This window comes from Bacillus sp. 2205SS5-2, assembly GCF_037024155.1.
Taxonomy (GTDB): domain Bacteria; phylum Bacillota; class Bacilli; order Bacillales; family Bacillaceae_K; genus Bacillus_CI.
Genome location: NZ_JAYKTS010000026.1, coordinates 26,557 through 48,985, shown reverse-complemented (window position 1 = coordinate 48,985; position 22,429 = coordinate 26,557). Strand labels below are relative to the sequence as shown.

At 40.1% G+C, this 22,429-nt stretch carries 35 protein-coding genes; all 35 read right to left on the bottom strand.

Translation table 11 applies throughout. The features are described from left to right. Positions 1 to 132: 132 nt before the first annotated feature. The 35 genes from rpsK to rpoC all read right to left on the bottom strand — a co-directional run bounded on the left by rpsK (position 133) and on the right by rpoC (position 22,395). Positions 133 to 522, bottom strand: a complete 390-nt coding sequence (rpsK, locus tag U8D43_RS15975; protein ID WP_335872187.1) for a 30S ribosomal protein S11 — start codon at positions 520 to 522, stop codon at positions 133 to 135. Positions 523 to 546: 24 nt separating this feature from the next. Next, positions 547 to 912 (bottom strand): 30S ribosomal protein S13, encoded by a 366-nt coding sequence (gene rpsM, locus U8D43_RS15970; RefSeq protein ID WP_335872186.1) that lies wholly within the window; start codon positions 910 to 912, stop codon positions 547 to 549. A 23-nt stretch (positions 913 to 935) separates the two neighbouring features. Continuing rightward, positions 936 to 1,049 (bottom strand): 50S ribosomal protein L36, encoded by a 114-nt coding sequence (gene rpmJ / locus U8D43_RS15965; RefSeq protein WP_000868344.1) that lies wholly within the window; start codon positions 1,047 to 1,049, stop codon positions 936 to 938. Between the two features lie 37 nt (positions 1,050 to 1,086). Next, positions 1,087 to 1,305 (bottom strand): translation initiation factor IF-1, encoded by a 219-nt coding sequence (gene infA / locus U8D43_RS15960; RefSeq protein WP_071351372.1) that lies wholly within the window; start codon positions 1,303 to 1,305, stop codon positions 1,087 to 1,089. Next, positions 1,283 to 1,618: a KOW motif-containing protein gene (locus tag U8D43_RS15955; RefSeq protein ID WP_335872185.1), complete on the bottom strand. Its 336-nt coding sequence runs from the start codon at positions 1,616 to 1,618 to the stop codon at positions 1,283 to 1,285. Before U8D43_RS15955 ends, infA begins: the two co-directional genes overlap by 23 nt. Positions 1,619 to 1,633: 15 nt before the next feature. Next, positions 1,634 to 2,380 carry a type I methionyl aminopeptidase gene (map, locus tag U8D43_RS15950; RefSeq protein WP_335872184.1) on the bottom strand — a complete coding sequence of 249 codons (747 nt, stop codon included), beginning with the start codon at positions 2,378 to 2,380 and terminating at the stop codon, positions 1,634 to 1,636. A 3-nt stretch (positions 2,381 to 2,383) separates the two neighbouring features. Further along, positions 2,384 to 3,031, bottom strand: a complete 648-nt coding sequence (locus U8D43_RS15945; RefSeq protein ID WP_335872183.1) for an adenylate kinase — start codon at positions 3,029 to 3,031, stop codon at positions 2,384 to 2,386. Between the two features lie 58 nt (positions 3,032 to 3,089). Beyond that, positions 3,090 to 4,382, bottom strand: coding sequence for a preprotein translocase subunit SecY (secY, locus tag U8D43_RS15940; RefSeq protein ID WP_335872182.1), 1,293 nt, complete (start codon positions 4,380 to 4,382; stop codon positions 3,090 to 3,092). After that, a complete protein-coding gene (rplO, locus tag U8D43_RS15935; RefSeq protein ID WP_335872181.1) occupies positions 4,382 to 4,822 on the bottom strand; it encodes a 50S ribosomal protein L15 in 441 nt (146 codons plus the stop codon). The genes secY and rplO overlap by 1 nt, the downstream gene beginning before the upstream one ends. Before the next feature lie 33 nt (positions 4,823 to 4,855). After that, entirely contained in the window at positions 4,856 to 5,038 is a 183-nt protein-coding gene (gene rpmD / locus U8D43_RS15930; protein WP_335872180.1) for a 50S ribosomal protein L30, read from the bottom strand. Positions 5,039 to 5,051: 13 nt separating this feature from the next. Next, positions 5,052 to 5,552, bottom strand: a complete 501-nt coding sequence (gene rpsE, locus U8D43_RS15925) for a 30S ribosomal protein S5 (RefSeq protein ID WP_335872179.1) — start codon at positions 5,550 to 5,552, stop codon at positions 5,052 to 5,054. 23 nt (positions 5,553 to 5,575) lie between these two features. Further along, the gene (rplR, locus tag U8D43_RS15920; protein ID WP_335872178.1) at positions 5,576 to 5,938 is read right to left on the bottom strand and encodes a 50S ribosomal protein L18; all 363 of its coding nucleotides are present in this window, start codon (positions 5,936 to 5,938) and stop codon (positions 5,576 to 5,578) included. A 32-nt stretch (positions 5,939 to 5,970) separates the two neighbouring features. Beyond that, a complete protein-coding gene (rplF, locus tag U8D43_RS15915; RefSeq protein ID WP_335872177.1) occupies positions 5,971 to 6,507 on the bottom strand; it encodes a 50S ribosomal protein L6 in 537 nt (178 codons plus the stop codon). 29 nt (positions 6,508 to 6,536) lie between these two features. Next, positions 6,537 to 6,935 (bottom strand): 30S ribosomal protein S8, encoded by a 399-nt coding sequence (gene rpsH, locus U8D43_RS15910; RefSeq protein ID WP_335872176.1) that lies wholly within the window; start codon positions 6,933 to 6,935, stop codon positions 6,537 to 6,539. Positions 6,936 to 6,965: 30 nt separating this feature from the next. Further along, the gene (locus U8D43_RS15905; protein WP_335872175.1) at positions 6,966 to 7,151 is read right to left on the bottom strand and encodes a type Z 30S ribosomal protein S14; all 186 of its coding nucleotides are present in this window, start codon (positions 7,149 to 7,151) and stop codon (positions 6,966 to 6,968) included. A gap of 24 nt (positions 7,152 to 7,175) precedes the next feature. Further along, the gene (gene rplE, locus U8D43_RS15900; RefSeq protein ID WP_335872174.1) at positions 7,176 to 7,715 is read right to left on the bottom strand and encodes a 50S ribosomal protein L5; all 540 of its coding nucleotides are present in this window, start codon (positions 7,713 to 7,715) and stop codon (positions 7,176 to 7,178) included. Positions 7,716 to 7,742: 27 nt separating this feature from the next. Next, complete coding sequence (rplX, locus tag U8D43_RS15895; protein WP_335872173.1) at positions 7,743 to 8,054, bottom strand: 50S ribosomal protein L24; 312 nt, start codon at positions 8,052 to 8,054, stop codon at positions 7,743 to 7,745. A gap of 40 nt (positions 8,055 to 8,094) precedes the next feature. Then, the gene (gene rplN / locus U8D43_RS15890; protein ID WP_335872172.1) at positions 8,095 to 8,463 is read right to left on the bottom strand and encodes a 50S ribosomal protein L14; all 369 of its coding nucleotides are present in this window, start codon (positions 8,461 to 8,463) and stop codon (positions 8,095 to 8,097) included. Between the two features lie 49 nt (positions 8,464 to 8,512). Further along, positions 8,513 to 8,776 carry a 30S ribosomal protein S17 gene (gene rpsQ, locus U8D43_RS15885; RefSeq protein WP_335872171.1) on the bottom strand — a complete coding sequence of 88 codons (264 nt, stop codon included), beginning with the start codon at positions 8,774 to 8,776 and terminating at the stop codon, positions 8,513 to 8,515. 19 nt (positions 8,777 to 8,795) lie between these two features. Next, the gene (gene rpmC / locus U8D43_RS15880; RefSeq protein ID WP_335872170.1) at positions 8,796 to 8,999 is read right to left on the bottom strand and encodes a 50S ribosomal protein L29; all 204 of its coding nucleotides are present in this window, start codon (positions 8,997 to 8,999) and stop codon (positions 8,796 to 8,798) included. Then, complete coding sequence (rplP, locus tag U8D43_RS15875; RefSeq protein WP_335872169.1) at positions 8,989 to 9,423, bottom strand: 50S ribosomal protein L16; 435 nt, start codon at positions 9,421 to 9,423, stop codon at positions 8,989 to 8,991. The genes rpmC and rplP overlap by 11 nt, the downstream gene beginning before the upstream one ends. 2 nt (positions 9,424 to 9,425) lie before the next feature. Continuing rightward, complete coding sequence (gene rpsC / locus U8D43_RS15870) at positions 9,426 to 10,082, bottom strand: 30S ribosomal protein S3 (RefSeq protein ID WP_335872168.1); 657 nt, start codon at positions 10,080 to 10,082, stop codon at positions 9,426 to 9,428. A gap of 3 nt (positions 10,083 to 10,085) precedes the next feature. Further along, positions 10,086 to 10,427, bottom strand: coding sequence for a 50S ribosomal protein L22 (gene rplV / locus U8D43_RS15865; RefSeq protein WP_335872167.1), 342 nt, complete (start codon positions 10,425 to 10,427; stop codon positions 10,086 to 10,088). A gap of 19 nt (positions 10,428 to 10,446) precedes the next feature. Then, positions 10,447 to 10,725, bottom strand: a complete 279-nt coding sequence (rpsS, locus tag U8D43_RS15860; RefSeq protein ID WP_335872166.1) for a 30S ribosomal protein S19 — start codon at positions 10,723 to 10,725, stop codon at positions 10,447 to 10,449. Positions 10,726 to 10,785: 60 nt separating this feature from the next. Then, positions 10,786 to 11,616, bottom strand: a complete 831-nt coding sequence (gene rplB / locus U8D43_RS15855; protein ID WP_335872165.1) for a 50S ribosomal protein L2 — start codon at positions 11,614 to 11,616, stop codon at positions 10,786 to 10,788. Between the two features lie 30 nt (positions 11,617 to 11,646). Beyond that, on the bottom strand, positions 11,647 to 11,931 hold the full coding sequence (gene rplW / locus U8D43_RS15850; RefSeq protein ID WP_335872164.1) for a 50S ribosomal protein L23: 285 nt from the start codon (positions 11,929 to 11,931) through the stop codon (positions 11,647 to 11,649). Beyond that, positions 11,931 to 12,554 carry a 50S ribosomal protein L4 gene (gene rplD, locus U8D43_RS15845; protein ID WP_335872163.1) on the bottom strand — a complete coding sequence of 208 codons (624 nt, stop codon included), beginning with the start codon at positions 12,552 to 12,554 and terminating at the stop codon, positions 11,931 to 11,933. The genes rplW and rplD overlap by 1 nt, the downstream gene beginning before the upstream one ends. A gap of 30 nt (positions 12,555 to 12,584) precedes the next feature. After that, positions 12,585 to 13,214 (bottom strand): 50S ribosomal protein L3, encoded by a 630-nt coding sequence (gene rplC / locus U8D43_RS15840; protein ID WP_335872162.1) that lies wholly within the window; start codon positions 13,212 to 13,214, stop codon positions 12,585 to 12,587. Positions 13,215 to 13,254: 40 nt separating this feature from the next. Next, positions 13,255 to 13,563: a 30S ribosomal protein S10 gene (gene rpsJ / locus U8D43_RS15835; protein WP_335872161.1), complete on the bottom strand. Its 309-nt coding sequence runs from the start codon at positions 13,561 to 13,563 to the stop codon at positions 13,255 to 13,257. A gap of 362 nt (positions 13,564 to 13,925) precedes the next feature. Beyond that, positions 13,926 to 15,116: an elongation factor Tu gene (gene tuf, locus U8D43_RS15830; RefSeq protein ID WP_335872160.1), complete on the bottom strand. Its 1,191-nt coding sequence runs from the start codon at positions 15,114 to 15,116 to the stop codon at positions 13,926 to 13,928. A 131-nt stretch (positions 15,117 to 15,247) separates the two neighbouring features. Then, complete coding sequence (fusA, locus tag U8D43_RS15825) at positions 15,248 to 17,326, bottom strand: elongation factor G (protein ID WP_335872159.1); 2,079 nt, start codon at positions 17,324 to 17,326, stop codon at positions 15,248 to 15,250. A gap of 47 nt (positions 17,327 to 17,373) precedes the next feature. After that, entirely contained in the window at positions 17,374 to 17,844 is a 471-nt protein-coding gene (gene rpsG / locus U8D43_RS15820) for a 30S ribosomal protein S7 (protein WP_335872158.1), read from the bottom strand. Between the two features lie 48 nt (positions 17,845 to 17,892). Next, positions 17,893 to 18,315, bottom strand: coding sequence for a 30S ribosomal protein S12 (rpsL, locus tag U8D43_RS15815; protein ID WP_335872157.1), 423 nt, complete (start codon positions 18,313 to 18,315; stop codon positions 17,893 to 17,895). Between the two features lie 103 nt (positions 18,316 to 18,418). After that, positions 18,419 to 18,667, bottom strand: a complete 249-nt coding sequence (locus U8D43_RS15810; protein ID WP_335872156.1) for a 50S ribosomal protein L7ae-like protein — start codon at positions 18,665 to 18,667, stop codon at positions 18,419 to 18,421. 131 nt (positions 18,668 to 18,798) lie between these two features. Continuing rightward, positions 18,799 to 22,395, bottom strand: a complete 3,597-nt coding sequence (rpoC, locus tag U8D43_RS15805; RefSeq protein ID WP_335872155.1) for a DNA-directed RNA polymerase subunit beta' — start codon at positions 22,393 to 22,395, stop codon at positions 18,799 to 18,801. Positions 22,396 to 22,429: the final 34 nt, after the last annotated feature.

Below are 22,429 nucleotides of genomic sequence, written 5' to 3'. Positions count from 1 at the left end.
AGAATACTTACCCGAAATTCCCCATGTTTACATTCCCGATTGTGCACAACAACTGGATTAAGTCTTATCTGTTGCAACAAAAACCATATCATATCCCATTATAGACAATGATACGAATTCTATACAGAGAAATTAAACACGACGACGTTTTGGTGGACGGCATCCGTTATGTGGAACAGGAGTAACATCTTTAATAGCTGTTACATCAAGACCAGCAGCTTGAAGAGCACGGATAGCTGCTTCACGACCTCCACCTGGTCCTTTAACTGTTACTTCTAGAGTTCTAAGACCATGTTCCATAGCTGTTTTTGCTGCTGTTTCAGCTGCCATTTGTGCTGCAAACGGCGTAGATTTACGAGAACCTCTGAAACCAAGTGCACCAGCACTAGACCATGAAAGAGCATTACCATGTACGTCAGTAATCGTTACAATAGTGTTATTGAAAGTAGAGCGAATGTGAGCAATACCAGCTTCGATATTCTTTTTCACACGACGCTTACGAGTATTAGTTTTACGTGCCATGTTAGCATGTACCTCCTTTACCTATTATTTTTTCTTGTTCGCTACAGTCTTACGAGGACCTTTACGAGTCCGAGCGTTATTTTTCGTGTTTTGACCACGAACAGGCAAGCCACGACGGTGACGAAGCCCGCGGAAAGAACCGATTTCCATTAAGCGTTTAATGTTAAGAGAGATTTCACGACGAAGATCACCCTCAACTTTATACTTGTCAACGATATCACGAATTTTTCCAAGTTCTTCTTCAGTCAAATCGCGCACACGAGTGTCTTCAGAAACACCTGCGTCAGCAAGAATCTTTTGAGCTGAATTTTTACCAATACCATAGATATAAGTCAAAGAAATGACAATACGTTTGTCACGTGGAATATCCACACCAGCAATACGTGCCATAAATGCGTGCACCTCCTTCTATATTAGCCTTGTTTTTGTTTATGTTTTGGGTTTTCACAGATAACCATTACTTTACCACGTCTGCGGATGACTTTGCATTTCTCGCAGATCGGTTTAACAGATGGTCTAACTTTCATCTTATTCTTACCTCCTTAGTAGTCCGGAGCAAATAGATTATTTAAAACGGTACGTAATACGTCCGCGTGTTAAATCATACGGCGACAACTCAACTGTTACTTTATCACCAGGTAGGATACGGATAAAGTGCATACGGATCTTACCAGAAACGTGAGCTAGAACAGTATGACCATTTTCTAATTCTACCTTAAACATAGCGTTAGGCAAAGTCTCAAGTACTTTTCCTTCCACTTCAATTACATCGTCTTTCGCCATCAAGCTCATCTCCCTTCATGAAATCATCAAGGACTTCGTTCACAAACTTAGCAAGCGCAAACCGCAACTTTCCATTTGTGACTCGCCCGGTTTCAAAAATACTGTTTTGAACTTCTGGAGAAATATAATCGTAAAAATACAGATGATGCATGTTTTTTTTCTTAGGACGGTCAAACTTTCGTTTATCACCATCAGCCAGAAGGAAAAACTTATCATCAATCCGTTGGATGACAATGCCGAATTGGCCGGCATCTCTTCCCTTTTTTATTAATACGACTTGACCTATATAGGGAGTCGAATCAGACTCGATCAATCAGATCACCTTCACTTAGGCTTTCGTTAATATCTCATATCCATTTTCGGTAATAGCAATTGTATGTTCGAAGTGAGCACACATCTTCCCATCCACCGTGACAACCGTCCAGTTGTCAGCAAGAGTATTGACGTAGCGATTGCCTGCATTCACCATGGGTTCAATAGCCAGTACCATCCCAGGCTTTAATCTCGGACCTTTATTTGGTGGACCATAATGAGGAATTTGAGGATCCTCATGTAAGTCTTGACCAATTCCGTGTCCAACATACTCACGAACAATGGAAAACCCGTTAGCTTCTACATACGTTTGGATCGCGTGAGAGATGTTTGAAAGACGTACACCTGGCTTTGCTTCTTTTAAGCCAAGAAACAATGAATCTTCAGTTACATCCAACAGTTTTTGTGTATCATTATCTATTTTTCCGACAGCATACGTCCAAGCTGAATCCCCATGGTAGCTATTATATTTCGCACCAATATCGATACTAATAATATCGCCATCCTTAAGAACTCTTTTTCCCGGTATACCGTGAACAAGTTCGTTATTAACTGAAGCACAGATACTGCCACGAAACCCATTATACCCTTTAAAAGAAGGGATTGCATTATTTGCACGAATAAAATTATCGGCAATGTCATCCAATTCTTTTGTAGTAATGCCAGGAGTAATATGTTTTTTTAACTCTTGGTGGGTTAAAGCAACAATCCTACCAGCTTCTCTCATTATTTCAATTTCACGCGGGGTTTTGCATATGATCATGCTTTATAAGCCCCCAACAAGCTTTTCGATATCTTCAAAAACTTTGTTGATATCTTGTTGACCGTTTATTTCTTCTAAATACCCTTTACCTTGATAGAAATCAAGAAGAGGTTGTGTTTGTTTAGTGTATACACTCAATCGATTCTGAACAGTTTCTTCATTATCATCTGCACGCTGGTAAAGGTCGCTTTTACAACGGTCACAAATTCCTTCATTAGAAGGTGGATTGAAAACAAGATGATAAGTCGCACCACAATTTTTACAAATACGTCGACCTGTTAAACGTTCCATTAAAACGTCATGATCAACATTAACATTGATTACATAATCAATCGACTTGTTTAACTCTGAAAGAATATCTTCAAGAGCTTTTGCTTGTGCAACGGTTCGTGGAAATCCATCAAGTAAGAATCCCTTTACACAATCAGGCTTAGCTAATCGATCACGGACAATACCAATAGTAACTTCATCAGGTACAAGTTCGCCTTTATCCATGAATGATTTTGCTTTTAAGCCAAGATCCGTACTTCCTTTTATAGCAGCACGAAACATGTCGCCTGTTGAGATATGTGGAATACCATATTTTTCTACAATTTTTTCGGCTTGAGTACCTTTTCCTGCCCCTGGAGGACCCATTAATAGGATGTTCACCGAATTCCTCCTCAGTTTTAAATTGGCTTTAGGAACAATCGTCCCTAAAACCAAATCATTATTTAATAAAACCTTTATAATGACGTTTTACTAGCTGAGCTTCCAGTTGTTTCATTGTCTCAAGCGCAACACCAACTACGATGAGCAAGCTCGTTCCGCCAATTTGTGCTGCCTGAGGTAAGCCCGCAAACTTAATGAAGAAGACTGGAAGAATGGAAATGACTGCAAGGAAAATTGCTCCCACAAATGTTAAACGATATAACACGCGAGTTAAATATTCCTGAGTACTTTTACCTGGACGAATGCCCGGGATATATCCGCCTTGTTTTTGCAAGTTCTCTGCCATTTGCTCTGGATTCACTTGAATGAAGGCATAAAAGTACGTAAAAGCAATTATCAGTGCCACATATATTAACATACCAATTGGTTCAGTGTAATCAAAAATATACTGAATCGTTTCTGTAACACTATTTTGACCAAAGAAGGTAGCAATAGTTTGTGGAGTAATAATAAACGAGATAGCGAAGATCACTGGAATAACACCAGCAGCATTCACTTTCAATGGTAAATGAGTCGACTGACCACCAACCGGACTACGATTTACTATACGCTTTGCATATTGGATAGGAATTTTTCGTAATGCTTGTTGAACGAAGATAACAGCAGCCGTTACAGCAATAATCGCAAGAACGATTAAGACTAGAACCATTATGCGAAGAAACAATTCTTCACCTGCACCCTCAATTTGTTGTGCATATACTTGATTAACTGCATTAGGAATAGCAGCAACAATTCCCGCAAAAATGATAATGGATATACCATTACCAACACCTTTTGAGGTAATTTGCTCACCTAACCACATTAAAAAGGCAGTACCAGCTGTCAGCACAAGTGCAATCAGTAGATAAGAGCCTATACCTGTGTTAGTAATCAAAACCCCACCATACATTCTGTTGAAACCATAAGACATACCTAATGCTTGAATAAAACCAAGCACAATTGTGAAGTAACGAGTGAATTGAGTTAATTTACGACGACCAACTTCACCTTGCTTCGCCCATTCCGTAAATTTTGGTACAACATCCATTTGTAAGAGTTGAACAATAATGGATGCTGTAATGTAAGGCATAATTCCCATTGCGAACAATGAGAAGTTTTGCAATGCTCCACCGCCAAAAGTATTTAAGAAGTCGAGAAGCCCTGGTTGATCATTTAACTTCAGGACTTGTGCATCGACTCCCGGCACCGGTATAAACGTACCGATACGGAAAACAACTAACATTAATAGAGTGAAGAATATTTTTTGTCTAATTTCACCCACGCGCATAAAATTGGAGACTGTCTGAAACATTAAATCACCTCTGTTTGACCGCCAGCAGCTTCAATTGCTTCTTTAGCAGCTGAAGAAAATTTGTGAGCCTTCACTGTAAGCTTTTTCTCCATAGTACCTTTAGCAAGAATTTTAATTCCAGCTCTTTCGTTGCTAACAACACCAGTTTCAATTAGAAGTTCTGGAGTTACTTCAGTACCTTCTTCAAAACGATTTAATGCATCTAGATTAACAACCGCATATTCTTTACGATTGATGTTTGTAAATCCACGTTTCGGTAAACGTTGGAATAAAGGAGTTTGACCACCTTCAAAACCAAGACGTACACCTCCGCCTGAACGTGCGTTCTGACCTTTGTGACCTTTACCAGATGTTTTTCCATTACCAGTACCGATACCACGACCAACACGTTTGCGTTCTTTACGTGAACCTTCAGCAGGTTTTAACTCATGTAGTTTCATTTCTGCACCTCCTTGTTTAAGAAAAGTGTAATCTTATAATTCTGTAACTGTTACTAAGTGAGCAACTTTGTTGATCATACCGCGCATTGCAGCATTATCTTGCTGTTCAACCGTTTGGTTAACCTTACGCAAACCAAGCGCTTTAACAGTTTCACGTTGATCTTGAGGACGTCCGATTACACTGCGAGTAAGGGTAATTGCTAATTTGTTTGCCATTATAGTTCCCCCCTTATCCTAACAGTTCTTCTACTGATTTGCCACGTAGTTTAGCTACGGTTTCAGCACTTTTTAGTTGAGTAAGTCCATTAATTGTAGCGCGTACCATGTTAATTGGAGTGTTTGATCCTAATGATTTAGAAAGGATGTCAGCAACACCAGCTAACTCAAGTACCGCACGAACTGGACCTCCTGCAATAACCCCTGTACCGGCAGAAGCTGGCTTTAGAAGGATATTTCCAGCACCAAATTCTCCGATAACTTGGTGAGGAATTGTTGATCCTACCATAGGTACTTCTACAAGATTTTTCTTTGCATCTTCGATAGCTTTACGGATTGCATCAGGAACTTCCTGAGCTTTACCAGTACCAAAGCCAACGTGACCGTTTTTATCGCCTACTACTACAAGAGCAGTAAAGCGGAAACGACGTCCACCTTTAACAACTTTAGCTACACGGTTAACCGTAACTACGCGTTCTTCAAGTTCAAGTTTGTTTGAATCAATGCGACGCATCTGATATGTCCCTCCTTTATCTATTAAAATTCTAGACCGTTTTCACGAGCTGCATCAGCTAATGCTTTTACGCGGCCATGATATAGGTATCCTCCACGGTCAAATACGACAGAAGCGAATCCTTTGTCTGCAGCACGTTTAGCAACTAATGCACCAACCTTTATAGCAGCTTCTAAGTTGCCAGTTGATTCAAGAGTTAGTTCTTTATCAAGAGAAGATGCACTTACTAAAGTTACACCATTCGTATCATCGATAAGTTGTGCATAAATATGTTTACTAGAACGGAAGATGTTTAAGCGAGGACGCGCTTCTGTTCCAGTAATTTTAGCACGTACACGCGCATGGCGTTTTTTACGTGTTTTATTTTTATCAGGTTTAGTAATCACCTACGGTCACTCCTTTCTTTACCTAAGCGGCATTATTTACCTGTTTTACCTTCTTTACGGCGAACCTGCTCACCAGTGTAACGAATTCCTTTACCTTTATAAGGCTCTGGAGGACGTACTTGACGGATGTTGGCTGCAAGAGCACCAACGCGTTCTTTGTCAGTACCTTTAATGATTACTTTAGTATTAGTTGGAACATCAATTTCGATGCCCGCTTCTGGTTCCATCTCAACTGGGTGAGAGTAACCAACGTTTAGGATTAATTTTGTGCCTTGCTTTTGAGCACGGTAACCAACCCCGATAAGCTCTAAAGATCTTTCGAAACCTTTAGAAACTCCTTCAACCATGTTAGAGATTAAAGCGCGAGTTGTTCCGTGTAAAGCACGGTGTTCTTTATTATCAGAAGGACGTGAAACTGTTAAGATGTTACCTTCTTGTTCAATTGTCATTTCCGGGCTGAATGTACGAGACAATTCACCTTTAGGACCTTTAACCGTTACAGTATTACTTTCAATCGTAATTGTAACGTCTGCTGGTACTTCTACCGGTTTTTTACCTACACGAGACATTAGTGTGCACCTCCATTCATGTCAATATATTACCAAACGTACCCTAGTACTTCTCCGCCTACTTGTTTAGCACGTGCTTCTTTATCAGTAAGAACGCCCTGAGAAGTAGAGACAAGAGCAATACCTAATCCGTTTAGCACTTTTGGTACTTCATTAGATTTAGCATAAACACGTAAGCCAGGTTTACTGATACGTTTAAGACCAGTAATAACACGCTCGTTGCTTGCACCGTATTTTAAGAAAATGCGGATAATGCCCTGTTTGTTATCTTCGATATATTCTACGTCACGTACAAAACCTTCACGTTTTAAAATCTCAGCGATTTCTTTTTTCAGGTTTGAAGCAGGTACTTCTAGCTTCTCGTGACGAACCATGTTCGCATTGCGGACGCGAGTAAGCATATCTGCAATTGGATCTGTCATAGTCATTATATTTTACCTCCTTCCCAGATTCGGGGTTTACCAGCTGGCTTTTTTAACGCCAGGAATTTGACCCTTGTACGCAAGTTCGCGGAAACAAATACGGCAAAGTTTAAATTTGCGAATGACAGAATGTGGACGCCCACAACGTTCGCAACGAGTGTAAGCTTGAACATTAAACTTTGGTTCGCGCTTTTGTTTCGCAATCATTGATTTTTTAGCCACGTTTTCGCCTCCCTTATTTAGCGATTACTTTTGGAATGGCATTCCGATTTGTGTTAATAATTCACGAGCTTCTTCGTCAGTGTTTGCCGTAGTTACGATAACGATATCCATTCCACGTACTTTAGATACTTTATCATAATCAATTTCTGGGAAGATTAACTGCTCTTTTACTCCAAGTGTGTAGTTTCCACGACCGTCAAATGCTTTTTTTGAAATTCCACGGAAGTCACGTACACGAGGTAATGATACAGAAATTAGTTTATCTAGGAATTCATACATACGCTCACCACGAAGTGTTACTTTTGCACCGATTGGCATGCCTTCACGTAAACGGAATCCAGCGATAGATTTTTTAGCTTTAGTCACAACTGGTTTTTGTCCAGTTAGTAACGATAACTCCTCAACAGCTACATCAAGAGATTTTGAATTTGATACTGCGTCACCAACACCCATGTTGATAACGATTTTTTCGATTTTAGGTACTTCCATTACAGAAGAATAATTAAACTTGCTCACTAGAGCAGGTGTGATGTCACTTTGGTATCTACCTTTTAGGCGGTTCATCTAGCGTACCTCCCTTCTTTATTAGAACTATTTATCTAGAACTTCACCTGATTTTTTTGCAACACGCACTTTAGTACCATTTTCTACTTTGAAACCTACACGAGTTGGCTCGTTAGATTTAGGATCTAATGGCATTACGTTTGATGCGTGAATAGGTGCCTCATGGCTGATGATTCCACCTTGTGGATTTGTTTGTGAAGGTTTAGCGTGTTTTTTCACGATGTTAACACCTTCTACAAGTACGCGGTCTTTTTTAGGGAAAGCAGCTAGAATAACACCAGTCTTTCCTTTATCTTTTCCCGTAATCACCATTACTTTATCGCCTTTTTTAACATGCATTTTGTCGCACCTCCTTGAATGGCGCCTTTATTTATATCGATTATAGTACTTCTGGCGCTAATGAAACGATTTTCATAAAGTTGTTATCACGTAATTCACGTGCAACTGGTCCAAAGATACGAGTACCACGTGGGCCTTTATCATCTTTGATAATGACACAAGCGTTTTCGTCGAATTTAATGTACGTACCATCTTTACGACGAGCACCACTTTTCGTACGAACAACAACAGCCTTTACAACTTCACCTTTTTTAACAACGCCACCTGGTGTTGCTTGTTTTACTGTACAAACGATTACATCACCAATGTTAGCTGTTTTACGACCAGATCCGCCTAGAACTTTAATTGTTAGTACTTCGCGTGCACCAGAGTTATCAGCAACTTTTAAACGTGTTTCTTGTTGAATCACTTAGGTTACCTCCTTTCGGATTAAGCATTAGTCCGAACATATATATATATTAGATAATAACCGCTTTTTCTACAACTTCCACTAGACGGAAACGTTTAGTAGCAGATAGTGGGCGAGTTTCCATAATACGAACAACGTCGCCTAATTTAGCTTCATTCATCTCATCATGAGTTTTGAACTTTTTAGAGTATTTTACGCGTTTGCCGTAAAGTGAATGTTTTTTGTAAGTTTCTACAAGTACAGTAACTGTTTTGTCCATTTTGTCCGAAACAACACGACCTGTATAAACTTTACGCTGATTGCGCTCACTCATAGTGCAAACCTCCTCTCATTTATCGATTGTTAACGCCGATCTCTCTTTCACGGATTACAGTTTTCATACGAGCGATCGCTTTGCGTACTTCACGAATGCGAGCTGTGTTTTCAAGTTGACCTGTCGCAAGTTGGAAGCGAAGGTTGAAAAGCTCTTCTTTCAGTGATTTTACTTTTTGTTCAATTTCAGCAGTGGTTAGGTCACGAATATCATTAGCTTTCATTTGATTCACCACCAATTTCTTCTCGTCTAACAAATTTACACTTTACAGGAAGTTTATGCGCAGCAAGTCGAAGTGCTTCACGAGCTACTTCTTCAGATACTCCTGCAATTTCAAACATAATTTTACCAGGTTTCACAACTGCTACCCAGCCTTCAGGTGCCCCTTTACCAGAACCCATTCGGACTTCAAGTGGTTTTGCAGTATATGGTTTATGAGGGAAAATTTTAATCCAAACTTTACCGCCACGTTTCATGTAACGTGTCATCGCAATACGAGCAGCTTCGATCTGACGGTTAGTGATCCAAGAAGCTTCAGTAGCTTGTAGACCAAATTCACCAAATGATACTTCAGTTCCGCCTTTCGCATTACCGCGCATTTTTCCACGATGTTGACGACGGTATTTCACGCGTTTAGGTAATAACATGATTATTTTCCTCCTTCCTCGGATTTCTTCTTAACTGGAAGGACTTCTCCACGATAGATCCAAACTTTAACGCCAAGCTTACCATAAGTTGTGTCAGCTTCTTCATGAGCATAGTCAATGTCAGCGCGAAGTGTGTGTAGTGGAACTGTACCTTCACTATATGATTCAGCACGTGCGATATCCGCACCGCCAAGACGTCCAGAAACTTGTGTTTTGATTCCTTTAGCACCAACACGCATAGCACGTTGAATGGCTTGCTTTTGAGCGCGTCGGAAAGAAACACGGTTTTCCAATTGACGTGCAATATTTTCAGCAACTAATTTAGCATCAATGTCAGCTTTTTTAATTTCAACGATATTGATGTGTACTCGTTTGCCAGTAAGCTCGTTTAAAGCTTTACGTAGAGCTTCAACTTCAGTACCACCTTTACCGATAACCATACCTGGTTTAGCAGTATGAACTGTAATATTTATACGGTTTGCTGCACGTTCAATTTCTACTTTAGAAACAGAAGCGTCTGATAATCGTTTCGCGATATACTCACGAACTCTTAAGTCTTCGTGAAGAAGATCTGCATAGTCTTTACCTGCGTACCATTTAGAATCCCAATCACGGATAACGCCGATACGCAAACCGACTGGATTTACTTTTTGACCCACGAATTATCCCTCCTTCTTTTCTGATACCACTAGTGTAATGTGGCTTGTGCGTTTATTAATTTGACTTGCACGACCCATTGCACGTGGGCGGAAGCGTTTCAATGTAGGACCTTCATCTACAAATACTTCAGAAACAACTAGGTTGTTGACGTCCATATCATAGTTATGTTCTGCATTTGCAATCGCAGATTTCAAAACTTTTTCTACAACAGGAGAAGCAGTTTTTGGTGTATGACGTAGGATGGCAACAGCTTCACCTACTTGCTTACCTCGGATTAAATCTACTACTAAACGTACCTTACGAGGAGCAATACGAACTGTTCTCGCAACAGCTTTTGCTTGCATTAGGATACCCTCCTCTCAATTAGCGTCTTGTTTTCTTGTCATCAGCGGCATGACCTTTATACATACGAGATGGTGCGAATTCACCAAGTTTGTGACCTACCATATCTTCTGTTACGTATACTGGTACATGTTTGCGTCCATCATATACAGCTATTGTATGACCGATAAATGTTGGGAAGATCGTTGAACGACGAGACCAAGTTTTAATAACTTGTTTCTTTTCAGTTTCGTTTATGCTCTCGATCTTTTTCATCAAATGATCATCAACAAAAGGTCCTTTTTTTAAGCTACGACCCATGTCTGAACCTCCCTTTGTGATTGTTCTACGGCTCCATTTATGAACCGTAGTTCAACCAACTTATTTTTTACGACGACGTACAATGAACTTGTCGGATTTATTATTTTTCTTACGAGTTTTGAATCCAAGAGTTGGTTTACCCCATGGAGACATAGGTGATTTACGTCCGATTGGAGAACGTCCTTCACCACCACCGTGTGGGTGATCATTAGGGTTCATTACAGATCCACGAACAGTTGGGCGCTTGCCTAACCAACGAGAACGACCTGCTTTACCAATTTTAATAAGTTCATGTTGTTCATTACCAACTTGACCTACAGTAGCACGACAAGTTGTAAGGATCATACGAACTTCACCAGAATTCAGACGCACTAATACGTACTTTCCTTCTTTACCAAGAACTTGTGCAGAAGTACCAGCTGAACGTACTAACTGTCCACCTTTACCAGGTTTTAATTCGATGTTGTGGATTACTGTACCCACTGGGATATTTGCTAATGGTAGTGTATTTCCTACTTTAATGTCAGCCTCAGGACCAGACATAACTTCTAAGCCTACTACTAGGTTTTTAGGAGCTAGGATATATCGTTTTTCACCGTCTACATAATTGATTAGTGCAATGTTTGCAGAACGATTTGGATCATACTCAATCGTGGCAACGCGTCCAGGTATACCATCTTTATCGCGCTTAAAGTCGATAATACGGTACTGACGCTTATGGCCGCCACCTTGATGACGAACGGTTAACTTACCTTGGTTGTTACGGCCGCCTTTATTATGAATAGGAGCTAATAATGATTTTTCTGGAGTTGAAGTAGTGATCTCCGCAAAATCAGAAGAAGTCATATTACGACGTCCGTTTGAGGTAGGTTTATACTTTTTGATCGCCATGTGCTTTCCCTCCTCTACTTAATTGTTTGTTTATGCTTCAAAGTATTCGATTTCTTTGCTATCAGCCGTTAGAGTAACAATGGCTTTACGACGCTTGTTCGTGTAACCAGCATGTTTTCCCATACGTTTGAATTTACCTTTGTAATTCATGATGTTAACTTTCGCAACTTTTACGCCGAAGACTTCTTGAACAGCATCTTTGACTTGAGTCTTATTAACTGCTGTGTTGACATCGAATGTATATTTTTTTTCTGACATTAAGTCTGTTGAACGTTCAGTAATGACGGGGCGCTTAATGATATCGCGTGCATCCATTATGCAAGCACCTCCTCTACTTTTTCAACCGCTGCTTTTGTCATGATTAATTGATCATGAGCTAGCACATCAAGAACACTAATACCTTCTGAAGCAACAACAGTTACACCAGGAATATTACGAGCAGAAAGAGCTACATTTTCATCCATGTCATCTGTAATTACTAGTACTTTCTTGCTAACAGATAGGTTATTTAGAAGTGTAGCAAATTCCTTAGTTTTTGGCGCACCAAAAGCAAGGGATTCTAGTACTAAAATGTTTTCTTCTGCCACTCTAGAAGAAAGAGCAGATTTGATTGCTAAACGACGAACTTTTTTCGGCATTTTGTAGCTGTAACTACGTGGTGTTGGACCGAATACCACACCACCTCCACGCCATTGTGGGGAACGGATAGATCCTTGACGGGCACGACCAGTTCCTTTTTGACGCCATGGTTTACGACCACCGCCTGCTACATCAGAACGATTTTTTACATTGTGATTCCCTTGGCGTAAAGAAGCTCTTTGCATGATAACTGTTTCAAACATAACAGCTTCATTCGGCTCGATACCAAATACAGAATCATTTAATTCAATCTCTCCAACTTGAGAGCCAGTTTGATTTAATAATGCTACTTTCGGCATTCATGTTTCCTCCTTTCCTAAGAAGTTCTATTAGTTTGCTTTAATTGCAGTTTTAATTTTGATTAGCGCTTTTTTAGGTCCAGGAACATTCCCTTTTACTAATAGTAGATTGCGTTCAACATCTACCTTCACGATTTCAAGATTTTGTAGAGTAACTTGCTCTCCGCCCATGCGTCCTGGTAATAATTTACCTTTGAATACACGGTTAGGAGCAACAGGTCCCATTGAACCCGGGCGACGGTGGTAACGAGAACCATGAGACATTGGTCCGCGGGATTGGTTATGGCGCTTAATAGAACCTTGGAAACCTTTACCCTTTGAGATACCAGTAACATCTACTGAATCGCCTTCTGCAAAAATATCAACCTTGACTTCTTGACCAACTTCGAAATCGTCCATGTTCACTCCGCGAATTTCGCGTAAGAAGCGCTTAGGAGCAGTATCTGCTTTAGCAACATGGCCTTTTTCTGGTTTGTTAGCTAGTTTTTCACGCTTATCTTCAAAACCTAGTTGAACTGAATTGTATCCATCAACTTCAACAGTTTTCTTTTGAAGAACAACATTATTACCAGCTTCAATTACAGTAACCGGGATTAGATCTCCGTTTTCAGCGAAAACTTGAGTCATTCCGATTTTTCTTCCTAAGATTCCTTTGGTCATGAGTCACACCTCCTGAAAATTTTAATGTTTTGTTTATAGATTATAATTTGATTTCAATATCTACACCAGATGGTAAGTCTAATCGCATTAACGCATCAACTGTTTGAGGAGTTGGATTAAGGATATCGATTAAACGTTTGTGTGTACGCATCTCGAATTGCTCACGAGAATCTTTGTACTTATGAACCGCACGAAGAATTGTGTAGATTGACTTTTCTGTCGGCAATGGAATCGGACCAGACACTGCAGCACCAGAACGTTTAGCTGTTTCTACAATTTTCTCAGCAGACTGATCGAGAATTCTATGATCATATGCTTTTAAGCGGATACGGATTTTTTGTTTTGCCATTACTTTCCCTCCTTTTTTTCGCCTATTTTAGATAGACATTCTCCATGGAAATTTCCCACACACTCGCCATGGCAAAGCGGCCGGGTGTGTCAGCAACCTTCCACTTCATCGCAGTCAAAGACCAACATTGTCTATTATACATAAGACACTAGGCATTTGCAAGTTTTTTTTGAAATACTAATATGTCTTTTGCACACTCCTACTATTATACATACCTTTAATTACATATTCAAGTCCCTTTGCAAATTCTAACTATTCACATTTCGCTGGTAAAAAGCAATGCACCTGTCCATCTATTCACTTTTTATTTACTCAATAAAAAAAGCAGATGGATTAGATCCATCTGCTTTTTGATCTTATAATTATTTCTGGATTGTTGCTACTACTCCAGCACCAACAGTACGTCCACCCTCACGGATAGAGAACTTAGTACCTTCTTCGATAGCAATAGGAGAGATAAGTTCAACAGTCATCTCAACGTTATCACCAGGCATAACCATTTCAATACCTTCTGGAAGGTTACAAATTCCAGTTACATCAGTTGTACGGAAGTAGAACTGAGGACGGTAGTTAGTGAAGAATGGAGTGTGACGTCCACCCTCTTCTTTTGAAAGAACATAAACTTCAGCTTTAAAGTTTGTGTGTGGAGTAATTGTACCTGGTTTAGCAAGTACTTGTCCACGGTTAATGTCTTCACGAGCAACACCACGAAGTAGAGCTCCGATGTTGTCACCAGCTTCAGCATAATCAAGTAGTTTACGGAACATTTCTACACCTGTTACAGTTGTAGATTTTGCTTCTTCAGCAAGACCAATGATATCGATTGTATCGCCGACTTTAACTTGTCCACGCTCAACACGACCCGTTGCTACTGTTCCACGACCTGTGATTGAGAATACATCCTCAACAGGCATCATGAATGGTTTGTCTGTTTGACGTTCTGGAGTTGGGATATATTCATCAACTGCATTCATCAATTCAACAATTTTCTCTTCCCACTCAGGTTGTCCTTCAAGAGCTTTAAGAGCAGAACCTTTGATTACAGGAATGTCATCACCAGGGAAATCATACTCAGATAGAAGATCACGTACTTCCATTTCTACTAATTCAAGTAGTTCTTCGTCATCAACCATGTCACATTTGTTTAAGAATACAACTAGGTATGGAACACCTACTTGACGAGAAAGAAGGATGTGCTCACGAGTTTGTGGCATAGGACCGTCAGCAGCAGATACTACTAAGATTCCGCCATCCATTTGAGCAGCACCAGTGATCATGTTTTTAACATAATCGGCATGCCCTGGGCAATCAACGTGTGCATAGTGACGAGATTCAGTTTCATATTCAACGTGTGCAGTTGAGATTGTGATTCCACGCTCGCGTTCTTCTGGAGCAGCATCAATTTGAGCATATGCCATTGCGTCGCCTTTACCAGATTTCTTTGCAAGAACTGTTGTGATTGCAGCTGTTAAAGTTGTTTTACCGTGGTCAACGTGACCGATTGTACCGATATTCGCATGTGTTTTGGAACGATCGAATTTTTCCTTACCCATTAGAAAATCCTCCTTCGGATAGTTAAGTATTTTAATTGCCTTTTTTGTCTCTAAAAAACACTATATACTAGTATCTTTTAGAGACCATAACCTACATTAGTAGTTATACTTCATTAAAGATGATAATTCAATTATTCACCTTTATTTTTTTTGATGATTTCTTCAGAGATTGATTTTGGAACCTCTTCATAGTGATCGAAATGCATAGAGTATGTTCCGCGTCCTTGCGTGTTAGAGCGTAGAGATGTTGCATATCCAAACATTTCAGATAGTGGAACATATGCTTTAACTAATTGCGCATTTCCACGAGCATCCATACCTTCTACACGTCCACGACGTGAAGTGATATCACCCATAATATCCCCAAGATATTCTTCAGGAATTACAACCTCAACCTTCATTAATGGTTCAAGAATTACTGGATTACATTTTGATACAGCATTTTTAAGCGCCATTGACGCAGCAATTTTAAATGCCATCTCAGATGAATCGACATCATGGTATGAACCATCATACAATTTAGCTTTTACATCGATTAGTGGATAACCAGCAAGCACACCATTGCCCATTGCGTCTGAAAGACCCGCTTGAACAGCTGGGATGTATTCACGTGGTACTACCCCACCAACGATACCATTTACGAATTCAAATCCTTTTCCTTCTTCATTAGGAGAGAATTCAATCCATACATGACCAAATTGTCCACGTCCACCAGATTGACGAGCAAATTTACCTTCGACTTGCGCAGTTGCGCGGAATGTTTCACGGTAAGAAACTTGTGGAGCTCCCACATTAGCTTCTACTTTGAATTCACGACGCATACGGTCAACGATAATATCTAAATGAAGTTCTCCCATTCCAGCGATGATAACTTGACCTGTTTCAGGATCAGTATGCGCACGGAATGTAGGATCTTCTTCTTGTAGTTTTTGTAGAGCAGTTGTCATTTTGTCTTGGTCAGCTTTTGATTTTGGCTCAACAGACAAAGAGATAACTGGTTCTGGGAATTCCATGGATTCAAGAATAACTAGATTCTTTTCTTCACATAGTGTATCTCCAGTAGAAGTGTCTTTAAGACCTACAGCTGCAGCAATATCACCAGAGTATACTTGCGAAATCTCTTCACGGCTATTTGCATGCATTTGCAGGATACGTCCTACACGCTCACGCTTACCTTTTGTAGAGTTTTGCACGTATGACCCAGAGCTAAGTACTCCAGAGTAAACACGGAAGAAAGTTAATTTACCAACATAAGGGTCGGTCATAACTTTAAACGCTAGTGCTGAGAAAGGAGCATCATCAGATGATGGAAGTGTAACTTCTTCTTCAGAATCAGGAACGATACCTTTAATAGCTGCAACATCAGTTGGAGCTGGAAGATAGTCGACTACAGCATCTAACATCTTTTGAACACCTTTGTTTTTGAAGGCAGAACCACAAATTACTGGATAGAATTCTACTGAAAGAGTAGCCGTACGAATTGCTTTTTTCAGCTCTTCGTTAGTGATTTCTTCACCACCAAGATACTTTTCCATTAAATTTTCATCTAGATCTGCAACTGCTTCGATAAGCTTTTCGCGATATTCTTCAGCTAATTCTTGGTGTTCAGCAGGGATTTCACGAACTTGAATATCTGTGCCTAAATCGTTACCGTAGAAAGTTGCTTTCATTTCAACTAAATCAATGATTGCTTCGAACTCGTCTTCAGCACCAATTGGAAGTTGAATTGCAGCAGCATTCGCTTGTAAACGATCATGCAAAGTAGATAAAGAGTAAAGGAAATCCGCACCGATTTTATCCATTTTATTAACGAATACGATACGTGGAACACCATATGTCGTTGCTTGACGCCATACAGTTTCTGTTTGAGGCTCAACACCAGATTGAGCATCAAGAACAGCTACCGCCCCATCAAGTACACGCAATGAACGTTCAACCTCTACAGTGAAGTCTACGTGCCCAGGAGTATCGATGATGTTTACACGATGGCCATCCCAAGCAGCAGTTGTCGCGGCAGAAGTGATAGTGATACCACGTTCTTGCTCTTGCTCCATCCAGTCCATTTGAGAAGCGCCTTCGTGAGTTTCGCCGATTTTATGAATACGACCAGTATAGTAAAGAACACGCTCGGTAGTGGTAGTTTTACCAGCATCAATATGAGCCATGATACCGATATTACGAGTCTTTTCTAAGGAGAACTCTCTTGTCATCTTGTCTTTCTCCTTCCTTATATGAGTATTTTTTTATAAAGTGAATTCTACCAACGATAGTGAGCAAATGCTTTGTTTGCTTCAGCCATTTTATGTGTATCTTCACGTTTCTTAACAGCAGCTCCTGTGCTGTTTGCCGCATCCATGATTTCGTTAGCTAAACGCTCTTCCATCGTCTTCTCACCGCGAAGACGTGCGTATTTCACTAACCAACGCAATCCTAAAGTTGTGCGACGCTCAGGGCGTACCTCTACAGGTACTTGGTAATTCGCTCCACCTACACGGCGTGCTTTTACCTCAAGTACAGGCATGATGTTTTTAAGAGCTTGGTCGAATACTTCCATAGGCTCATTTCCAGTACGCTCTTGAATTGTTTCAAAAGCAGAGTATAGGATTTTTTGTGCCTTACCTCTCTTACCATCTTCCATGATTTTGTTGATAAGTTTTGTTACTAGCTTTGAGTTATACATTGGATCTGGTAGTACATCTCTTTTTGCTACAGGTCCTTTACGTGGCATGTGTTTTCCTCCTTTCAGCGAAGCTGTTAACTAGCTGTATAGTTTAGATTATTTTTTTGCTGCTTTTGGACGCTTTGTTCCATATTTAGAACGACCTTGCATACGGCTTTCAACACCAGCAGTGTCAAGCGCTCCACGAACGATATGATAACGTACTCCAGGTAAATCTTTTACTCGTCCACCGCGAATAAGTACTACGCTATGTTCTTGTAAGTTGTGACCGATACCAGGAATGTATGCAGTAACCTCGATACCGTTAGTTAAACGAACACGTGCATATTTACGTAAAGCCGAGTTCGGTTTTTTCGGTGTCATAGTTCCAACACGCGTACAAACACCACGTTTTTGAGGTGAAGATACGTTTGTTTGCGCTTTTTTGAAGCTATTGTAGCCTTTGTTAAGCGCTGGAGACTTAGATTTTGTCGATTTAGACTGACGAGGTTTGCGTACCAATTGATTAATAGTTGGCATGGATATTTCCTCCCTTCATTTATGTTAAGCCCACACATCCAGGTGGTTCATTTTTGGGTAAAAACAAAGTCTTTGCAAGTACCTCATACTCACAAAAACCACATTAATAGATGATGGCAACAGTTGCAGCTCCTACTTCAATTCCACAAGCTCTTCCAAGCTTTTTCATCGAATCTACTATAGTGATCTGTACGTTCAATTCAGCAGCCACTTCTGCAACTTTTGCCGTAACCTTTGGGTCAGCATCTTTTGCAATGACTATTTCTTGAACGATACCAGTTTTTATTGCCTTCACTGTCTGCTTTGTTCCTACAATAACACTATTAGCCTGTGCTACTTTTTCATAAGACATTTAAGATCCTCCAAAGTTACAGGTTAAATATAGGAGCAACCTTGAATATATTATCATCTTAATTTATGAATGTCAACATCCTTCATCAAGATTTTTTAGGGCGGCGCGAAAAACGCGCCGCACCTAACTATCTATTCAACAGTTAAAGTTTCTTCAAGCCGCTCTGATAAAACCGGCTCTGAATTTCTATATCTTTCCATACCTGTACCTGCCGGTACTAATTTACCAATGATTACATTTTCTTTTAGACCTAGTAATTCGTCACGTTTTCCTTTTATCGCTGCATCAGTCAAGACACGAGTCGTTTCTTGGAAAGAAGCGGCAGATAAGAAGGAGTCTGTTTCAAGAGATGCTTTTGTAATTCCTAATAGAACCGGACGACCTGTAGCTGGAACATCTCCAACTAGTAACGCTTTTCTATTTGCATCTGTAAATTGGTGAACATCTAATAGAGTACCTGGTAAAACATCTGTTTCGCCTGCGTCGATAACACGAACTTTTCGTAGCATTTGACGAACCATTACCTCTACGTGCTTATCTCCAATTTCTACCCCTTGCATACGATATACTTTTTGTACTTCGCGAAGTAGGTACTCTTGAACAGCATTGACATCAAGGACTTTGAGTAGTTCTTTTGGATCAATTGACCCTTCTGTTAACACTTGTCCTCTTTCGATTTCAGAGTTAACGGCTACTTTTAGCCTTGCAGTATACGGTGCTGTATAAGAACGAGTTTCAACGTCGCCTTGAATAACGATTTCTTGTTGACGATCTTTGATTTCATTTACAGCTGTAACAACACCGTTAATATCAGAGATCACCGCTTGACCTTTTGGATTACGAGCTTCAAATATCTCTTGGATACGAGGCAAACCTTGTGTGATATCATCTCCAGCAACCCCTCCAGTATGGAAGGTACGCATCGTAAGCTGTGTACCAGGCTCACCAATTGATTGCGCTGCAATAATACCAACAGCTTCCCCTACTTCAACTTTTTGTCCTGTTGCTAAGTTAACACCATAACATTTCTCACATACCCCATGACGTGTGTTGCACGTAAAGGCGGAGCGAATCCATACAGATTCAATGCCTGCTGTGATAATTTGCAACGCAAGGTCTTCCGTAATTAAGCCATTTTCTTCAAGCAAAACTTCCTCAGTTTCAGGGTGTTTGATTGTTTTACGAGAATAGCGTCCGATTAGACGTTCTTCAAGAGGCTCAATTATTTCAGTTCCTTCTTTTAAAGAAGCTACGTGTAAACCACGATCAGTTCCACAATCTTCTTCTCTTACGATAACATCTTGTGCTACATCCACGAGTCGACGAGTAAGGTAACCTGAGTCGGCTGTTTTAAGGGCTGTATCTGCAAGTCCTTTACGAGCACCATGTGTCGAGATAAAGTACTCTAATACGGTTAACCCTTCACGGAAACTTGATTTAATCGGTAATTCAATGATTCGTCCTGCCGGGTTGGCCATTAAACCACGCATACCAGCAAGCTGTGTAAAGTTAGATGCGTTACCACGAGCTCCTGAATCACTCATCATGAAGATTGGGTTAGAAACATCAAGAGTTTTCATTAATTTCCCTTGAATGTTGTCTTTCGCTTCACTCCATATAGAAATTACGCGATCGTAACGTTCCTCTTCAGTTATTAAGCCACGTCTGAATTGCTTCATAACGTTATCTACTTTTGTTTGAGCTTCATGAATAATCGTTTGCTTTTCAGCCAATACCACGATATCAGATACACCAACCGTGATTCCAGCTTTTGTAGAGTATTTAAATCCTAAGTCCTTCATTCGGTCTAGCATTTTTGATGTTTCCGTAATATGAAAACGTTTAAACACTTCCGCAATGATATTACCTAAAATTTTCTTTTTGAAAGGAGAAATCGCTTCTTGTTGAGCGATATGTTCTTTCGTATTAACCGTTGAATCAATAAAGTATTTGGCTGGTGTTTCTTTTTCAAGATTGCCCTTTGTCGGTTCGTTTATATACGGGAACGATTCCGGTAGGATTTCATTGAAAATTAATTTACCAACAGTTGTTACTAACAATTGATTTTTTTGTTTATCTGTAAACGTTGGGTTATTTAAGGACTTCGCAGCAATCGCAATTCGAGTGTGAAGGTGAACATAACCATTTTGATAAGCCAAAATTGCTTCGTTCGAATCTTTAAAGATGATCCCTTCTCCAATTGCTCCTTCGCGTTCCATTGTTAAATAGTAGTTCCCTAAAACCATATCCTGTGACGGCGTAACGACAGGTTTTCCGTCTTTTGGATTTAATATATTCTGCGCAGCAAGCATTAACATTCTTGCTTCAGCTTGAGCTTCAGCAGAGAGTGGTACGTGAACCGCCATTTGATCACCATCGAAGTCAGCGTTATAAGCTGTACAAACAAGAGGATGAAGACGAATAGCTCTTCCTGCAACAAGTGTAGGCTCAAACGCTTGAATTCCTAGTCTATGAAGAGTAGGCGCTCGGTTCAATAGGACTGGATGTTCCTTAATTACCTGTTCTAATACATCCCATACTTCAGGGTGTACACGCTCAATTTTACGTTTGGCGCTTTTAATATTATGAGCCAGGCCTCTTTCAACTAATTCCTTCATAACAAAAGGTTTAAATAACTCAAGAGCCATTTCCTTAGGTAATCCACATTGATACATTTTCAAGTTTGGTCCAACTACAATTACTGAACGACCTGAATAGTCAACACGTTTCCCTAAAAGGTTTTGACGGAAACGACCTTGTTTCCCTTTTAGCATGTGAGAAAGAGATTTTAATGGACGGTTACCTGGTCCAGTTACTGGACGGCCACGACGACCATTATCAATTAATGCGTCTACTGCTTCTTGAAGCATACGCTTTTCATTTTGAACAATAATACTTGGCGCACCTAAATCTAATAGACGTTTTAATCGATTGTTACGGTTAATAACACGACGATATAAATCGTTTAAGTCAGATGTAGCAAAGCGTCCACCATCCAACTGAACCATCGGACGGAGCTCTGGAGGTATTACTGGAAGAACATCTAGAATCATCCAATCTGGATCGTTTCCAGAACTACGGAAAGATTCCACAACTTCAAGGCGTTTAATCGCACGTGTACGACGTTGACCTTGAGCTGTTTTTAATTCTTCTTTTAACATATCTGCTTCTTTATCTAAATCGATATCTTGCAAAAGCTTTTTAATTGCTTCTGCACCCATAGCTGCTTGGAATTTAACGCCGTACTTTTCACGGTAAGCACGGTATTCCTTTTCAGAAAGGAGTTGTTTCTTTTCTAAAGCCGTGTCGCCAGATTCTGTTACAACATATGAAGCGAAATAGATAATTTCCTCCAAGGAGCGAGGGGACATATCAAGAAGAAGTCCCATTCTGCTTGGAATTCCTTTGAAGTACCAGATGTGTGATACCGGTGCTGCAAGTTCAATATGACCCATGCGTTCACGACGTACCTTCGCACGCGTTACTTCTACTCCACAACGATCACAAACTACACCTTTATAGCGTACACGTTTGTATTTTCCACAATGACATTCCCAATCTTTGGTTGGTCCGAAAATACGTTCACAGAACAAACCGTCTTTTTCCGGTTTTAGTGTTCGGTAGTTAATTGTTTCTGGCTTTTTCACTTCTCCATGAGACCAAGAACGAATCTTATCTGGTGAAGCAAGACCAATTTTCATGTACTCAAAATTATTTACATCTAGCAAGGGGCCGACCTCCCTTTTAATCTCAGGCTTTAAC

Coding starts and splice junctions, on each gene's coding strand:
- rpsK (WP_335872187.1), bottom strand. CDS start 522: ATGGCACGTAAAACTAATACTCGTAAGCGTCGTGTGAAAAAGAATATC.
- rpsM (WP_335872186.1), bottom strand. CDS start 912: ATGGCACGTATTGCTGGTGTGGATATTCCACGTGACAAACGTATTGTC.
- rpmJ (WP_000868344.1), bottom strand. CDS start 1,049: ATGAAAGTTAGACCATCTGTTAAACCGATCTGCGAGAAATGCAAAGTC.
- infA (WP_071351372.1), bottom strand. CDS start 1,305: ATGGCGAAAGACGATGTAATTGAAGTGGAAGGAAAAGTACTTGAGACT.
- map (WP_335872184.1), bottom strand. CDS start 2,380: ATGATCATATGCAAAACCCCGCGTGAAATTGAAATAATGAGAGAAGCT.
- secY (WP_335872182.1), bottom strand. CDS start 4,382: ATGTTTCAGACAGTCTCCAATTTTATGCGCGTGGGTGAAATTAGACAA.
- rplO (WP_335872181.1), bottom strand. CDS start 4,822: ATGAAACTACATGAGTTAAAACCTGCTGAAGGTTCACGTAAAGAACGC.
- rpmD (WP_335872180.1), bottom strand. CDS start 5,038: ATGGCAAACAAATTAGCAATTACCCTTACTCGCAGTGTAATCGGACGT.
- rpsE (WP_335872179.1), bottom strand. CDS start 5,552: ATGCGTCGCATTGATTCAAACAAACTTGAACTTGAAGAACGCGTAGTT.
- rplF (WP_335872177.1), bottom strand. CDS start 6,507: ATGTCTCGTGTAGGTAAAAAACCGGTAGAAGTACCAGCAGACGTTACA.
- rpsH (WP_335872176.1), bottom strand. CDS start 6,935: ATGACTATGACAGATCCAATTGCAGATATGCTTACTCGCGTCCGCAAT.
- rplE (WP_335872174.1), bottom strand. CDS start 7,715: ATGAACCGCCTAAAAGGTAGATACCAAAGTGACATCACACCTGCTCTA.
- rplX (WP_335872173.1), bottom strand. CDS start 8,054: ATGCATGTTAAAAAAGGCGATAAAGTAATGGTGATTACGGGAAAAGAT.
- rpsQ (WP_335872171.1), bottom strand. CDS start 8,776: ATGAGTGAGCGCAATCAGCGTAAAGTTTATACAGGTCGTGTTGTTTCG.
- rpmC (WP_335872170.1), bottom strand. CDS start 8,999: ATGAAAGCTAATGATATTCGTGACCTAACCACTGCTGAAATTGAACAA.
- rplP (WP_335872169.1), bottom strand. CDS start 9,423: ATGTTATTACCTAAACGCGTGAAATACCGTCGTCAACATCGTGGAAAA.
- rplV (WP_335872167.1), bottom strand. CDS start 10,427: ATGCAAGCAAAAGCTGTTGCGAGAACAGTTCGTATTGCTCCTCGTAAG.
- rpsS (WP_335872166.1), bottom strand. CDS start 10,725: ATGGGTCGTAGCTTAAAAAAAGGACCTTTTGTTGATGATCATTTGATG.
- rplB (WP_335872165.1), bottom strand. CDS start 11,616: ATGGCGATCAAAAAGTATAAACCTACCTCAAACGGACGTCGTAATATG.
- rplW (WP_335872164.1), bottom strand. CDS start 11,931: ATGGATGCACGCGATATCATTAAGCGCCCCGTCATTACTGAACGTTCA.
- rplD (WP_335872163.1), bottom strand. CDS start 12,554: ATGCCGAAAGTAGCATTATTAAATCAAACTGGCTCTCAAGTTGGAGAG.
- rplC (WP_335872162.1), bottom strand. CDS start 13,214: ATGACCAAAGGAATCTTAGGAAGAAAAATCGGAATGACTCAAGTTTTC.
- rpsJ (WP_335872161.1), bottom strand. CDS start 13,563: ATGGCAAAACAAAAAATCCGTATCCGCTTAAAAGCATATGATCATAGA.
- tuf (WP_335872160.1), bottom strand. CDS start 15,116: ATGGGTAAGGAAAAATTCGATCGTTCCAAAACACATGCGAATATCGGT.
- fusA (WP_335872159.1), bottom strand. CDS start 17,326: ATGACAAGAGAGTTCTCCTTAGAAAAGACTCGTAATATCGGTATCATG.
- rpsG (WP_335872158.1), bottom strand. CDS start 17,844: ATGCCACGTAAAGGACCTGTAGCAAAAAGAGATGTACTACCAGATCCA.
- rpsL (WP_335872157.1), bottom strand. CDS start 18,315: ATGCCAACTATTAATCAATTGGTACGCAAACCTCGTCAGTCTAAATCG.
- U8D43_RS15810 (WP_335872156.1), bottom strand. CDS start 18,667: ATGTCTTATGAAAAAGTAGCACAGGCTAATAGTGTTATTGTAGGAACA.